The 13,105-nt window shown below is 68.2% G+C and carries 16 protein-coding genes; 1 reads left to right on the top strand and 15 read right to left on the bottom strand.

The genetic code is table 11. The features are described from left to right. Window positions 1-6: 6 nt before the first annotated feature. The 13 genes from rpsQ to ABT034_RS10500 form a co-directional block, all read right to left on the bottom strand. Complete coding sequence (rpsQ, locus tag ABT034_RS10560; RefSeq protein WP_030318650.1) at window positions 7-288, bottom strand: 30S ribosomal protein S17; 282 nt, start codon at window positions 286-288, stop codon at window positions 7-9. After that, window positions 288-512, bottom strand: a complete 225-nt coding sequence (rpmC, locus tag ABT034_RS10555; protein WP_015035581.1) for a 50S ribosomal protein L29 — start codon at window positions 510-512, stop codon at window positions 288-290. The genes rpsQ and rpmC overlap by 1 nt, the downstream gene beginning before the upstream one ends. Beyond that, window positions 512-931 carry a 50S ribosomal protein L16 gene (gene rplP, locus ABT034_RS10550; RefSeq protein ID WP_015035580.1) on the bottom strand — a complete coding sequence of 140 codons (420 nt, stop codon included), beginning with the start codon at window positions 929-931 and terminating at the stop codon, window positions 512-514. The genes rpmC and rplP overlap by 1 nt, the downstream gene beginning before the upstream one ends. A gap of 5 nt (window positions 932-936) precedes the next feature. Beyond that, window positions 937-1,788 (bottom strand): 30S ribosomal protein S3, encoded by an 852-nt coding sequence (gene rpsC / locus ABT034_RS10545; protein WP_030214015.1) that lies wholly within the window; start codon window positions 1,786-1,788, stop codon window positions 937-939. Further along, on the bottom strand, window positions 1,788-2,135 hold the full coding sequence (rplV, locus tag ABT034_RS10540) for a 50S ribosomal protein L22 (protein ID WP_056552397.1): 348 nt from the start codon (window positions 2,133-2,135) through the stop codon (window positions 1,788-1,790). The genes rpsC and rplV overlap by 1 nt, the downstream gene beginning before the upstream one ends. Before the next feature lie 43 nt (window positions 2,136-2,178). Then, window positions 2,179-2,460: a 30S ribosomal protein S19 gene (gene rpsS, locus ABT034_RS10535; RefSeq protein WP_024755409.1), complete on the bottom strand. Its 282-nt coding sequence runs from the start codon at window positions 2,458-2,460 to the stop codon at window positions 2,179-2,181. 12 nt (window positions 2,461-2,472) lie between these two features. Then, window positions 2,473-3,309, bottom strand: coding sequence for a 50S ribosomal protein L2 (gene rplB, locus ABT034_RS10530; protein WP_266895432.1), 837 nt, complete (start codon window positions 3,307-3,309; stop codon window positions 2,473-2,475). Window positions 3,310-3,349: 40 nt separating this feature from the next. Then, entirely contained in the window at window positions 3,350-3,673 is a 324-nt protein-coding gene (gene rplW, locus ABT034_RS10525; RefSeq protein WP_024755407.1) for a 50S ribosomal protein L23, read from the bottom strand. Then, window positions 3,673-4,323, bottom strand: coding sequence for a 50S ribosomal protein L4 (gene rplD, locus ABT034_RS10520; protein WP_351213424.1), 651 nt, complete (start codon window positions 4,321-4,323; stop codon window positions 3,673-3,675). Before rplD ends, rplW begins: the two co-directional genes overlap by 1 nt. A gap of 7 nt (window positions 4,324-4,330) precedes the next feature. Next, a complete protein-coding gene (gene rplC, locus ABT034_RS10515; RefSeq protein WP_024755405.1) occupies window positions 4,331-4,975 on the bottom strand; it encodes a 50S ribosomal protein L3 in 645 nt (214 codons plus the stop codon). A gap of 11 nt (window positions 4,976-4,986) precedes the next feature. Next, window positions 4,987-5,295, bottom strand: a complete 309-nt coding sequence (rpsJ, locus tag ABT034_RS10510) for a 30S ribosomal protein S10 (protein WP_003948644.1) — start codon at window positions 5,293-5,295, stop codon at window positions 4,987-4,989. A gap of 433 nt (window positions 5,296-5,728) precedes the next feature. After that, on the bottom strand, window positions 5,729-6,970 hold the full coding sequence (locus ABT034_RS10505; protein ID WP_351213422.1) for an RNA polymerase sigma factor: 1,242 nt from the start codon (window positions 6,968-6,970) through the stop codon (window positions 5,729-5,731). Next, window positions 6,967-7,329 (bottom strand): YciI family protein, encoded by a 363-nt coding sequence (locus ABT034_RS10500; RefSeq protein ID WP_351213420.1) that lies wholly within the window; start codon window positions 7,327-7,329, stop codon window positions 6,967-6,969. The genes ABT034_RS10505 and ABT034_RS10500 overlap by 4 nt, the downstream gene beginning before the upstream one ends. Window positions 7,330-7,516: 187 nt before the next feature. Here ABT034_RS10500 and ABT034_RS10495 point away from each other — a divergent pair, with 187 nt between their 5' ends. Continuing rightward, on the top strand, window positions 7,517-9,499 hold the full coding sequence (locus ABT034_RS10495; RefSeq protein ID WP_351213748.1) for a PIG-L family deacetylase: 1,983 nt from the start codon (window positions 7,517-7,519) through the stop codon (window positions 9,497-9,499). Between the two features lie 109 nt (window positions 9,500-9,608). Here the strand turns inward: ABT034_RS10495 and tuf are convergent, their stop codons facing one another. Then, a complete protein-coding gene (gene tuf, locus ABT034_RS10490) occupies window positions 9,609-10,802 on the bottom strand; it encodes an elongation factor Tu (protein ID WP_026058274.1) in 1,194 nt (397 codons plus the stop codon). Window positions 10,803-10,953: 151 nt separating this feature from the next. Next, on the bottom strand, window positions 10,954-13,083 hold the full coding sequence (gene fusA / locus ABT034_RS10485; RefSeq protein ID WP_351213417.1) for an elongation factor G: 2,130 nt from the start codon (window positions 13,081-13,083) through the stop codon (window positions 10,954-10,956). Window positions 13,084-13,105 lie beyond the last annotated feature (22 nt).

Below are 13,105 nucleotides of genomic sequence, written 5' to 3'. Positions count from 1 at the left end.
AAATACCTACTTGGCCTTCTCGAGGATCTCGATGACGCGCCAGTGCTTCGTCGACGACAGCTTCCGGGTCTCCATCAGGAGGACGCGGTCGCCGATGCCGGCAGCGTTCTGCTCGTCGTGAGCCTTGAGCTTGTTCGTACGGCGGATGACCTTGCCGTACAGCGCGTGCTTGACGCGGTCCTCAACGGCGACGACGACGGTCTTGTCCATCTTGTCGCTGACGACCAGGCCCTCGCGGACCTTGCGGGCGTTGCGCTCGGTCTTCTCAGTCACGTTGCTCTCGCTCATCAGGCGCTCTCCACCGTCTCGATGCCCAGCTCGCGCTCACGCATCAGGGTGTAGATCCGCGCGATGTCCTTGCGGACGGACTTGAGCCGCCCGTGGTTCTCGAGCTGACCGGTCGCCGCCTGGAAGCGGAGGTTGAACAGCTCTTCCTTGGCCTCGCGGAGCTTGTTGAGAAGCTCCTCGTTGCCCAGCTCGCGCAGCTCGGACGCCTTGGTACCGGCCGACATCACAGCTCACCTGCTTCGCGCTTAACGATCTTGCACTTCATCGGCAGCTTGTGGGCCGCACGGGTCAGGGCCTCGCGCGCGATCTTCTCGTTCGGGTAGGACAGTTCGAACATCACCCGACCCGGCTTGACGTTCGCGATCCACCACTCCGGAGAACCCTTACCGGAACCCATGCGGGTCTCGGCGGGCTTCTTCGTCAGGGGACGGTCCGGGTAGATGTTGATCCAGACCTTGCCGCCACGCTTGATGTGGCGGGTCATCGCGATACGAGCAGCCTCGATCTGGCGGTTCGTCACGTACGCCGGCGTGAGGGCCTGAATGCCGTACTCGCCGAACGCAACCTGCGTACCACCCTTGCTCATACCCGAGCGCTTGGGGTGGTGCTGCTTGCGGTGCTTGACCCTACGGGGGATCAGCATTTCGGTCAGGCCTCCGTTCCGGTGCTCTCAGCCGGAGCGGCAGCGGCGGCGGGAGCGTCGGCCTTGGGGGCCTCGGCAGCCGGCGCGGACTGCTGCTGCGGCTTGCGGCCGCGGCCGCCACGCTCGCCACCGCGGCCACCACGGCCGGCGGGACGGTCGCCAGCGCCACCCGCGCCACGGGCCGGGCGGTTACCCGCACGGGCCGCAGCGTTCTCGGCGCGGACCTCGGCGATGTTCTTGACGTCGCCCTTGTAGATCCAGACCTTGACGCCAATGCGACCGAAGGTCGTCTTGGCCTCGAAGAAGCCGTAGTCCACGTTCGCGCGGAGCGTGTGCAGCGGCACACGACCCTCGCGGTAGAACTCGGAGCGGGACATCTCGGCGCCGCCGAGGCGACCGCCGCACTGGATCTTGATGCCCTTGGCGCCGGCCTTCATCGTGCCCTGCATGCTCTTACGCATGGCGCGACGGAAGGAGACGCGGGAGGAGAGCTGCTCGGCAACGGCCTGAGCAACCAGCTGAGCGTCCATCTCGGGGTTCTTGACCTCGAGGATGTTCAGCTGGACCTGCTTGCCCGTGAGCTTCTCGAGGTCGCCGCGGATGCGGTCGGCCTCGGCGCCACGGCGGCCGATGACGATGCCGGGACGCGCGGTGTGGATGTCCACCCGCACGCGGTCACGGGTGCGCTCGATCTCAACCTTCGAGATGCCGGCGCGCTCCATGCCGGACGTCATCATCCTGCGGATGGCGACGTCTTCCTTGACGTAGTCCTTGTACAGCTTGTCGGCGTACCAGCGGGACTTGAAGTCCGTGGTGATGCCGAGCCGGAACCCATGCGGGTTAACCTTCTGGCCCATTACCGGGTTCCTTCCTTGCTGCTGACGACCACGGTGATGTGGCTGGTCCGCTTACGGATCCGGTAGGCGCGGCCCTGAGCACGCGGACGGAACCGCTTCAGGGTCGGGCCCTCATCCACAAACGCCTCGCTGATGACCAGCGAAGAGGCGTCCGTGTGGTCGTAGTTGTGTGCAGCGTTGGCGATGGCGCTGTCAAGCACCTTGCCAACCGGCACGCTCGCGGCCTGCGGGGCGAAACGCAGGACCGCCTGAGCCTCCGTGGCGTCCATGCCACGGATAAGGTCCACCACGCGGCGGGCCTTCATGGGCGTGACGCGGATGTACCGCGCCTGGGCCCTGGCTTCCATGGTTGTCCTTCCAGTGTCTGTCATGGTCGATTCCACCCCGCTACTAGCGGCGCTTCGACTTCCGGTCGTCCTTCACGTGACCCCGGAAGGTGCGCGTCGGCGAGAACTCACCGAGCTTGTGGCCGACCATCGACTCGGTGACAAACACCGGAATGTGGGTCTTGCCGTTGTGCACCGCGATCGTGTGGCCGAGCATGGCCGGGATGATCATCGAGCGACGGGACCAGGTCTTGATGACGTTCTTGGTACCGGCTTCGTTCTGTACGTCCACCTTCTTTACGAGGTGTCCGTCGACGAAGGGTCCCTTCTTGAGACTGCGCGGCATCTAAACCCGCTCCTAGCGCTTCTTGTTCGTCTTGCGGCGGCGGACGATGTACTTGCTCGAAGCCTTCTTCGGCGAGCGAGTACGACCCTCCTTCTGACCCCACGGGGAGACCGGGTGGCGACCACCGGAGGTCTTACCCTCACCACCACCGTGCGGGTGGTCCACCGGGTTCATCGCCACACCGCGAACGGTCGGGCGAACGCCCAGCCAGCGCTTACGGCCGGCCTTGCCCCAGTTGATGTTCGACTGCTCGGCGTTGCCGACCTCGCCGATGGTGGCGCGGCAGCGGGCGTCGACGAGACGGATCTCGCCGGACGGCATACGAAGGTGGGCCATCGTGCCCTCCTTCGCGAGCAGCTGCACGGAGGCACCAGCGGAGCGCGCGAACTTGGCGCCGCCACCGGGACGGATCTCGATCGCGTGGATCGTGGTACCGACCGGGATGTTGCGGAGGGCCAGGTTGTTGCCGGGCTTGATGTCAGCGCCGGGGCCGTTCTCGACGCGGTCACCCTGCGTCAGACCCTTGGGGGCGATGATGTAGCGCTTCTCGCCGTCCACGTAGTGGAGCAGCGCGATGCGGGCGGTGCGGTTGGGGTCGTACTCGATGTGAGCGACCTTCGCCGGCACGCCGTCCTTGTCGTGACGACGGAAGTCGATCAGACGGTAGGCGCGCTTGTGGCCACCACCCTGGTGGCGCACGGTGATCCGGCCGGTGTTGTTACGGCCGCCCTTGCTGTGCAGAGGGCGAACCAGCGACTTCTCCGGCGTGGACCGCGTGATCTCGACGAAGTCGGCTACGGAGGAGCCACGACGGCCCGGCGTAGTCGGCTTGTACTTGCGGATTCCCATTTCTCAGTCCTCGTCCGATTCCGGACGATCCAGACCGCCGTTAGGCGGTCGGACCGCCGAAGATGTCGATACGGTTGCCCTCAGCAAGGGTCACGATGGCGCGCTTGGTGTCCTTGCGCTTACCGAAACCGGCCTTGGTGCGCTTGCGCTTGCCCTGGCGGTTGATCGTGTTGACCCCGGTGACCTTGACCGAGAAGACCGCCTCGACGGCCTGCTTGATCTGGGTCTTGTTGGAGCCAGGCGCGACGATGAACGTGTACTTGTTCTCGTCCAGCAGGGCGTAGCTCTTCTCCGAGACGACCGGCTTGACGAGAATGTCGCGCGGGTCCGAGAAGGTCTTGCTGGTGACGACGGCCTCAGTCATCAGGCGTCGCTCCCTTCGGTCTCAGCGGTCTGGGGGCCAGACACGAAGGACTCGAGGGCGGCCTGGGTGAAGACCACGTCGTCGGAGACGATCACGTCGTACGTGTTGAGCTGGCCCGGCTCCAGGATGTGCACCTGGGGCAGGTTACGAGCGGACAGCCACGCGGCCTCGTCGGAGCGCTCGACGACCAGGAGCACGTTCTTGCGCTCCGAGATCTTGCCGAACAGCGTCTTCGCGGCCTTGGTGGAGATGTCACCCTCGACCACGCCGGTGACGACGTGGATGCGGGAGTGGAGGGCCCGGTCCGAGAGGGCACCGCGGAGGGCGGCGACCTTCATCTTCTTCGGGGTCCGCTGCGAGTAGTCACGCGGCTGCGGGCCGTGGACGACGCCACCACCGGCGAACTGCGGGGCGCGGGTCGAACCCTGACGGGCGCGGCCGGTGCCCTTCTGGCGGTACGGCTTCTTGCCACCACCGCGGACTTCGCCACGGCGCTTGGTCTTGTGCGTGCCCTGACGGGCCGCGGCCAGCTGCGCGACGACGACCTGGTGGATCAGCGGGATGCTGACCTTGGCGCCGAAGATCTCCTCGGGGAGGTCGACGGTCCCGGCCTTGTCGCCTGCCGGCGAAAGGATGTCAATGGTGCTCATCGGTTCCTCAAACCCCCTTGGCCGCGGTGCGGACCAGGACGAGGCCACCGTTGGGGCCGGGGACGGCGCCCTTGATGAGCAGCAGACCCTTCTCGGCGTCAACGGCGTGGACGGTCAGGTTCTGGGTGGTCACACGCTCGTTGCCCATGCGACCGGCCATCTTCATGCCCTTGAAGACACGGCCCGGGGTGGCGCAGCCACCGATCGAACCGGGCTTGCGGTGCACGCGGTGGGCACCGTGCGAAGCCTTGCCACCACGGAAGTTGTGGCGCTTCATGACACCAGCGAAGCCCTTGCCCTTGCTCTTGCCGGTGACGTCGACCTTCACGCCGGCCTCGAAGAGCTCGGCGGTGATCTCCTGGCCGAGCGTGTACTCGGAGGCGTCAGCGGTGCGGAGCTCCACCAGGTGGCGGCGCGGGGTGACGTCGGCCTTGGCGAAGTGACCCTTGAGGGGCTTGTTCACCTTGCGAGGGTCGATCTCGCCGAAGGCGATCTGGACCGACTCGTAGCCGTCGACGTCGTTCGTACGGACCTGGGTCACGACATTGGGGCCGGCCTTGACGACGGTCACCGGGACGACCCGGTTGTTCTCGTCCCAGACCTGCGTCATGCCGAGCTTCTCGCCCAGGATGCCCTTGATGTTCTTAGCCATCTCGCGCGCCCTCAGAGCTTGATCTCGATGTCAACGCCCGCCGGGAGGTCGAGACGCATGAGCGAGTCAACCGTCTTCGGCGTGGGGTCGAGGATGTCGATGAGGCGCTTGTGCGTGCGCATCTCGAAGTGCTCGCGCGAGTCCTTGTACTTGTGCGGCGACTTGATGACGCAGTACACGTTCTTCTCAGTGGGCAGCGGCACCGGGCCCGCGACCGACGCACCAGTGCGGGTCACCGTCTCGACGATCTTCTTCGCCGAGGAGTCGATGACCTCGTGGTCGTAGGCCTTGAGCCGGATGCGGATCTTCTGTCCCGCCATGGCTACTAGTAGTCCTTTGTCTCGTAAACGCTCTGGACTCGGGGGTTCTCTTGACTCTGTCTCCGACCCACGCGGTCGGGCGTGTCGCACTCCCTCTACGCAGAAATCCCGAAGGATTTCCCAACCAAGGGGGTGCGGTCCCAGAACCGCGAGCCGGGGGCAGAACACCACCCGAGTGCCTGGCCTGCACCCCGCTGACGCTTCCCGAAAGATTCCCGTACGTCCGCTCCCGTGAAGGGAGCGACGAGTACTGTGGGACTCGCTTCCGGTCCTCCCGACGGGAGGCGCGCAGCATCGGCACTCAACCGAGCAACCCCGACAGTCTGCCATACGGGGGCATCCGGCCGCCAATCGGAACCGGAGACTGTACCCCACGTCACGTACGGTCATGCGCCGGGGCGCGAGCGTCCGGTCCGGGCGCCCCCCGTCCGGTTCACCCCAAGCGCCGTGCGCGCTCCGTGAGATGGCGCCGCTCGGGGGCGCTCGTGGTCCGGCGGGCCGCCTCCCGGTAGGCCTCGGCCGCGGCCTCCGTGTCGCCGAGGAGTTCAAGCAGATGCGCCCGGGTGGCGAGCAGCCGGTGGTGCCGGGAAGTGCGCCGGTCCTCCGCCAGCTCGTCGAGGAGCGCGAGTCCGGCCGCGGGGCCCTTGACCATGGCGACGGCCACCGCGCGGTTCAGGGTGATCATCGGGTTCGGCCCGGTCCGCTCCAGGAGCTCGTAGAGCGCGAGGATCTGCGGCCAGTCCGTGGCCTCGGCGGACTCCGCCTCGTCGTGGACGGCCGCGATCGCCGCCTGGAGCTGGTACGGGCCCACCCGGCCGCGGGGCAGGGTGCGGCTGAGCAGCTCGACGCCCTCCGCGACGAGCCCGGCGTCCCAGCGCCCCCGGTCCTGCTCCGCGAGCGGCACCAGTTCTCCGTGCGGGCCCGTACGGGCCGGCCTGCGGGCGTCGGTGAGCAGCATCAGGGCGAGCAGGCCGGCCGTCTCGGGGTCCTCGGGGAGCAGCCGGTGCAGCAGCCTGGTGAGCCGGATCGCCTCCGTGGACAGCTCGGGCGCGGTGAGCTCGTCCCCGGCGCTGGCCGTGTAGCCCTCGTTGAAGACGAGGTAGAGCACGTGCCGCACGTCGGCGAGCCGGGCCGCCCGGTCCTCCCCCTCGGGCAGGGCGAGCGAGCCGCCGGCCGCCTTGATCGTCTGCTTGGCCCGGCTGATGCGCTGGGCCATGGTCGACTCGGGTACGAGGAAGGCGGCGGCGATCTGCGCGGTGGTGAGACCGCCGACGGCCCGCAGGGTGAGTGCGATCCGGCTGGGCGGGGACAGGTCCGGGTGGCAGCAGAGGAAGAGCAGCGGCAGGGAGTCGTCCCGGTCGGTCCCCGGGGCGTCGTCGGCGGCGGGCGCGAGCAGCTCGGAGTCCGGGGTGGCGAGGGCGGCGGTGTCCTCACGGCGCCTGCGCGCGGCCTCGCTGCGCACCAGGTCGATGTACCGGCGGCCGGCGACGGTGATCAGCCAGCTGCGCGGGTACGTGGGGACGCCCTGCTCCGGCCACTGCTCGGCGGCGGCGATCAGGGCCTCCTGGACGGCGTCCTCGCAGAGGTCGAAGTCGCCGTACCGCCGTACGAGCGCGCCGAGGACCTGCGGCGCGTAGGTGCGCAGCAGGTCCTCGATGCCGTCGGTGCCGGTCACACGTCCGCCGCGGACTCGTGCAGGACCGGCCACAGCTCGACCGGGTCGACGTCCGCGAAGGGCATGTCGGCGGCGATCTCCTGCGCCCGCTCCAGGCTGTCGCAGTCGAGCAGGTAGAAGCTGGCCAGGTATTCCTTGGTCTCCAGGTACGGGCCGTCGGTGACGGCGGGGGCGCCGCCCTCGCGCCGTACCAGCTGGGCGGCGGCCGCGTCGGCGAGCCCGTACGCGCCGATCAGTTCGCCGCTCTCCCGGTACTTCCGGTTGAAGGCCTCCTGCCGGGCGATCGCGTCGGGCCAGGCCTCGGCGGGGAAGGAGTCCCACTTGGCCTGGTTGCCGTAGATCATCGCGACGTACTTCATCTCGGGTGTCCTCCCCGTCCCGCGCGCCCTCGTGGCGCGCTGTCACCCATTGGTCGGAGCCGTGATCGCTCGTTCGACATCCGGCTACAGATTCTTTTGATCTTTGTCTCACCCTGCCGTACGGCACAACCTCTTCGCCCACGGGCCCGTCTTCCAGGCGAACCTCTGAGCGAAGGACCCGTACGTGCTGCCCACACCACCCCGCCGACGAGCGGTGCTCGCCACCGCCCTCGCCGTCCTGACGGCCGCCACCGGGTGTTCCGTACCGGAGCCGCGCCGGACCGCGCCGACCGCCGATCCGGCGCCGGGGAAGCCGATCGCGTCGGCACGGGCCCGGCGGGCGCTGCTCATGCAGTTCTGCGCACACCCGGACGACGACCTGTACTTCATGAACCCGGACGCGCAGCGGCTGCTCGACGCGGGGGTTCCGCTGGTCTCGGTGTACGTGACGGCCGGCGAGCACAACGGCCGGAACCGAATAGCGGGGATGCCCGAGACTCCCCCGGACCGGGCCGCGTACTCGGCCGCCCGCCACCAGGGTCTGCGCCAGTCGTACGCCGTGGCGCTCGGCCTTCCGATGTTCACGCCGTGGCGCCGGGAGGCGCTGACGCTGCCCGGCGGGCGCCGGGCCGAGGTCGACACGCTCGCCCACGGCGGCCGCCGGGTCGAGCTGGTCTTCCTCAACCTGCCGATGCACGCCCCCCGCCGGTACCTGGCCATGCCCGCGCTCTGGGGCGACCGCGCCCTGGAGGTACGGACCCACCGGTCGGCCGGCTCCCCCGTCACTGACACGGACACCTACGACTACGACCAGCTGGTCGGGACCCTCGCCGGGCTGCTCGCCCGCTACCGGCCCACGGTCGTGCACACCCTGGACCCGGACCCGGACATCCAGGAAGGCGACGACGCCGCCCGGCGGCGGGACGCCGAGCAGCCCGGCTACTCGGACCACCCGGACCACACGGCGGTCGCCTGCTTCACCTGGGCGGCGCTCAACCGCTGGGTCTCGGACGCGGTCCGCGACGGCGAACCCATACCGGCGTTCACAGCGAAGGCCTTCCGCGGCTACTACAACCGGCACTGGCCCAAGAACCTCCCGCCCGCGGTCCTCAAGGAGAAGGCCGCTCATCTCATTCCGTACGGCGGGGACCCGGACTGGCAGTGCGGGAACCCCTCGGGCTGCGGCGACTACGGCGTCGGCGGCGACCGGCCGCTGACCAACCGCAAGGGCTGGGTCCGCTCCACCCACCACCGCTGGCCGACGACGGGCCCCGCGCTCGCCGAAGGGCCGGACGGGCGGCTCACGGCGTACGGGGTCGTCGGGCTGCGCGCGGTCCGCTGGCGCGAGTCGGCGCCCGGCGTCTGGAGCGAACCGGCGGACCTCGGCGGCGGTCCGCTCGCGCCCGCGCTCGGCTCGGCGGTGCTCGGCGACGGCCGGGTCCTGCTCTTCGGCATACGCTTCGCCGCGCTCGACGGGCACGGCGGCGCGAACCAGCGCGAGGTGGTGCTCCTGGAGCAGCGCTCCCCCGGCGGCCCGTTCCTCGCCTGGCGGGGGCTCGGCTGCCCGGAGAACCTCGACGACCGGGGCCGGCGGATCGGCGCCCCGGTGGCGATCGCGGCGCCCGACGGCCGGGTCCACCTCTTCGTACGGAACGCGGACAAGGGCGTGTCGACGCGGGTACGCGCGACGGACGGCACCTGGACCCCGTGGCGTGTGCTCCCGGGTGCGGCGGAGGTCCAGGACGGCCTGGCGGTCTCGCTGGACGCGGCGGGCCGGGTGCACCTGTACGCGGCGGGGCGGGAGTCCGTACGGCACTGGGTGGACGGGGAGGAGCGGGCGGGCCGGCTGCCGCGCTCCGGGTCGACGGTGGCGAGCGCGGGCGGCGAGCTGTACCACCGGGCTCCCGCGGCCGCGAAGCTGCGCGGCCCCGGCGGCAGGAACACCGGTCTCGACGGATACGGAGGGGTGGTCGCGGCGCGCTCGGCGGCGCTCGGGACCGTGCTGCTCGGCACGGACACGCGGGGCCGGGTGACGGTACGGCTCGGTGGCCGGTCGCATACCCGCACGAAGGGTCCGGCGGCGGTGTCGGCCGCTCTGCACCTGGGGGCGCGCCGGGCGACCGTGGTGGGCCTCGGTGCGGACGGACACCCGTGGAGCTGGCGGCCGTAGGGGGCGGCGGTCGCAGGAGGACGGGAACGCGAGAAGGCCCCGCACCGAAAGGTGCGGGGCCTTCTTTCAACTGCTAGCAGCTCGTGCGAGCCACCGGGTCAGTTCAAGATCAGGCGGTGATCTTGACGACCTGGCCGGCGCCGACGGTCCGGCCACCCTCACGGATGGCGAACTTGAGGCCCTCCTCCATGGCGATGGGCTGGATCAGCTCAACGCTCATGGCGGTGTTGTCGCCCGGCATGACCATCTCGGTGCCCTCGGGGAGGGTCACGACGCCGGTCACGTCCGTGGTACGGAAGTAGAACTGCGGGCGGTAGTTGTTGAAGAACGGGGTGTGACGGCCACCCTCGTCCTTCGACAGGATGTAGGCCTGGGCCTCGAAGTTCGTGTGCGGCGTGACCGAACCCGGCTTGATGATGACCTGGCCGCGCTCGACGTCCTCACGCTTGATGCCACGGAGGAGCAGACCGACGTTCTCACCGGCCTGGCCCTCGTCGAGCAGCTTGCGGAACATCTCGATACCGGTGACCGTGGTGGTGGTCTTCTCGGTCTTGATACCGATGATGTCGACGGTCTCGTTGACCTTGAGGATACCGCGCTCGATACGACCGGTGACGACGGTGCCACGACCGGTGATCGTGAAGACGTCCTCGATCGGCATCAGGAACGGCTTGTCGACGTCACGCTCGGGCTGCGGGATGGACTCGTCCACCGCGTGCATGAGGCCGAGGAGCTTCTCGCCCCACTCCTTGTCGCCCTCGAGCGCCTTGAGCGCCGAGACACGGACGACCGGAAGGTCGTCGCCCGGGAACTCGTACTCGGAGAGGAGCTCACGGACCTCGAGCTCGACGAGCTCCAGGATCTCCTCGTCGTCCACCATGTCGGCCTTGTTCAGGGCGACGACGATGTACGGAACGCCGACCTGGCGGGCCAGGAGCACGTGCTCCTTAGTCTGCGGCATCGGGCCGTCGGTGGCGGCGACCACGAGGATGGCGCCGTCCATCTGCGCGGCACCCGTGATCATGTTCTTGATGTAGTCCGCGTGACCGGGGCAGTCGACGTGGGCGTAGTGACGCGACTCGGTCTGGTACTCGACGTGCGCGATCGAGATGGTGATACCGCGCTGGCGCTCCTCGGGAGCCTTGTCGATCTGGTCGAAGGCCGAGGCCTCGTTCAGGTCCGGGTACGCGTCGTGCAGCACCTTGGTAATGGCGGCCGTGAGGGTCGTCTTACCGTGGTCAATGTGACCGATGGTGCCGATGTTGACGTGCGGCTTAGTCCGCTCGAACTTTGCCTTCGCCACTGAATCCTCCTGCGGAGTGGTTCTGTACGCCTTGCTTCATCGGCGCCAGGTGATCTTTGCTGGGATGCCATCCGCCGGGGCCCGATTCCTCGGGTTGCGGGGGTCGAGCCCCGGTGATTGGTGTCAAGCCTAAAGCGTGAACTCGGGAGAGTTACTCGCCCTTGGCCTTCGCGATGATCTCCTCGGCGACGTTCCGCGGAACCTCGGCGTAGGAGTCGAACTGCATCGAGTAGCTTGCGCGACCCGAGGTCTTGCTGCGGAGGTCGCCGACGTAGCCGAACATCTCCGAAAGGGGCACGAGGCCCTTCACGACGCGGGCGCCGCTGCGCTCCTCCATGGCCTGGATCTGGCCACGGCGGGAGTTGATGTCGCCGATGACCTCACCCATGTAGTCCTCGGGCGTGGTGACCTCGACGGACATCATGGGCTCGAGGATGACCGGCGAAGCCTTCCGCGCGGCCTCCTTGAAGGCCTGCGAACCGGCGATCTTGAACGCCAGCTCGGAGGAGTCGACCTCGTGGTAGCCACCGTCGAGAAGAATGACGCGGACGCCCGTCATCTCGTAGCCGGCCAGGATGCCGAACTGCATGGCCTCCTGCGCACCCGCGTCGACCGAAGGGATGTACTCCTTCGGGATGCGGCCACCGGTGACCTTGTTCACGAACTCGTACGAGGCGTCGCCGCCCTCGATGGGCTCGATCGCGATCTGCACCTTGGCGAACTGACCGGTACCACCGGTCTGCTTCTTGTGGGTGTAGTCAAGTCGCTCGACGGCCTTGCGGATCGTCTCGCGGTACGCGACCTGCGGCTTGCCGACGTTCGCCTCGACCTTGAACTCGCGACGCATGCGGTCGACGAGGATGTCGAGGTGAAGCTCGCCCATACCACCGATGATGGTCTGGCCGGTCTCCTCGTCCGAGTGCACCTGGAAGGAGGGGTCCTCCTCCGCGAGACGCTGGATGGCGACACCCAGCTTCTCCTGGTCACCCTTGGACTTGGGCTCGATGGCGACCTGGATGACCGGCGCCGGGAAGTCCATGGACTCCAGGACAACCGGGTTCTTGTCGTCGCACAGCGTCTCACCAGTGGTGGTCTGCTTGAGGCCCATGACGGCGACGATGTCGCCGGCGCCCACCGAGTCGATCTCCTCACGCTTGTTCGCGTGCATGCGGTAGATCTTGCCGATGCGCTCCTTCTTGCCCTTGACGGAGTTCAGCACCGCGGTGCCGGCCTCCAGGCGACCGGAGTAGATCCGGACGAAGGTGAGCTTGCCGAGGTGCGGGTCGCTCGCGATCTTGAACGCGAGGGCCGACAGCGGCTCGTCGTCGGACGGCTTGCGCTTGACGACGACCTCGGCGTCCCTGACGTCGTGGCCCTCGATGGCCTCGACGTCCAGGGGCGAAGGCAGGTAACGGACGACAGCGTCGAGCAGGGGCTGAACGCCCTTGTTCTTGAACGCGGTGCCGCAGAAGACGGGGGTGACCGTCTTCTCGCCGTTGCCCTTGCCGGAAGCGATGGTGATACGACGGACAGCCGCGTACAGCTGCTCCTCGGTGGGCTCGACGCCCTCGAGGAAGAGCTCCATGAGCTCCTCGTCGTTCTCCGCGACGGTCTCGACCAGCTTCGCGCGCCACTCTTCGGCGAGCTCGGTGTGCGAGGCCGGGATGTCGACGACGTCGTACATCTCGCCCTTGCTGGCCTCGGCGGACCAGACGAGAGCCTTCATGCGGACGAGGTCGACGACGCCCTGGAAGTCCATCTCGGCGCCGATCGGGAGCTGCATGACGATCGGGACGGCGCCGAGGCGGTCCACGATCATGTCGACGCAGCGGAGGAACTCGGCGCCCGTACGGTCGAGCTTGTTGACGAAGCAGATGCGCGGGACGCCGTAGCGGTCCGCCTGTCGCCAGACAGTCTCGGACTGGGGCTCGACACCGGCCACACCGTCGAACACGGTGACAGCACCGTCGAGCACGCGCAGCGAACGCTCCACCTCGACGGTGAAGTCGACGTGACCCGGCGTGTCGATGATGTTGATCGTGTGATCGACATTCTCGAGCGGCCAGTGACAGGTCGTCGCGGCGGACGTGATCGTGATGCCGCGCTCCTGCTCCTGCTCCATCCAGTCCATCGTGGCAGCGCCGTCGTGGACTTCACCGATCTTGTACGAGACACCGGTGTAGAACAGGATCCGCTCGGTGGTGGTCGTCTTGCCCGCGTCGATGTGAGCCATGATGCCGATGTTGCGCACCTTGGCAAGGTCAAGCGAAGTGGTAGCCATATCGGCTCAGTCTTCTCTCGGT

It is taken from the genome of Streptomyces sp. NPDC002773 (assembly GCF_040295605.1).
Taxonomy (GTDB): domain Bacteria; phylum Actinomycetota; class Actinomycetes; order Streptomycetales; family Streptomycetaceae; genus Streptomyces.
The sequence above is the reverse complement of the archived record's forward strand: the minus strand, read 5'-3'. Positions and strand labels throughout refer to the sequence as shown.

Bases quoted from the DNA above. Each gene is read 5' to 3' on its own strand.
- rplC (WP_024755405.1), bottom strand. From the start codon at position 4,975: ATGGCTAAGAACATCAAGGGCATCCTGGGCGAGAAGCTCGGCATGACG.
- rpsQ (WP_030318650.1), bottom strand. From the start codon at position 288: ATGAGCGAGAGCAACGTGACTGAGAAGACCGAGCGCAACGCCCGCAAG.
- rpsJ (WP_003948644.1), bottom strand. From the start codon at position 5,295: ATGGCGGGACAGAAGATCCGCATCCGGCTCAAGGCCTACGACCACGAG.
- rpmC (WP_015035581.1), bottom strand. From the start codon at position 512: ATGTCGGCCGGTACCAAGGCGTCCGAGCTGCGCGAGCTGGGCAACGAG.
- rplD (WP_351213424.1), bottom strand. From the start codon at position 4,323: ATGAGCACCATTGACATCCTTTCGCCGGCAGGCGACAAGGCCGGGACC.
- rplB (WP_266895432.1), bottom strand. From the start codon at position 3,309: ATGGGAATCCGCAAGTACAAGCCGACTACGCCGGGCCGTCGTGGCTCC.
- rpsS (WP_024755409.1), bottom strand. From the start codon at position 2,460: ATGCCGCGCAGTCTCAAGAAGGGACCCTTCGTCGACGGACACCTCGTA.
- rplW (WP_024755407.1), bottom strand. From the start codon at position 3,673: ATGACTGAGGCCGTCGTCACCAGCAAGACCTTCTCGGACCCGCGCGAC.
- rpsC (WP_030214015.1), bottom strand. From the start codon at position 1,788: ATGGGCCAGAAGGTTAACCCGCATGGGTTCCGGCTCGGCATCACCACG.
- rplP (WP_015035580.1), bottom strand. From the start codon at position 931: ATGCTGATCCCCCGTAGGGTCAAGCACCGCAAGCAGCACCACCCCAAG.
- ABT034_RS10500 (WP_351213420.1), bottom strand. From the start codon at position 7,329: ATGAAGTACGTCGCGATGATCTACGGCAACCAGGCCAAGTGGGACTCC.
- fusA (WP_351213417.1), bottom strand. From the start codon at position 13,083: ATGGCTACCACTTCGCTTGACCTTGCCAAGGTGCGCAACATCGGCATC.
- rplV (WP_056552397.1), bottom strand. From the start codon at position 2,135: ATGGAAGCCAGGGCCCAGGCGCGGTACATCCGCGTCACGCCCATGAAG.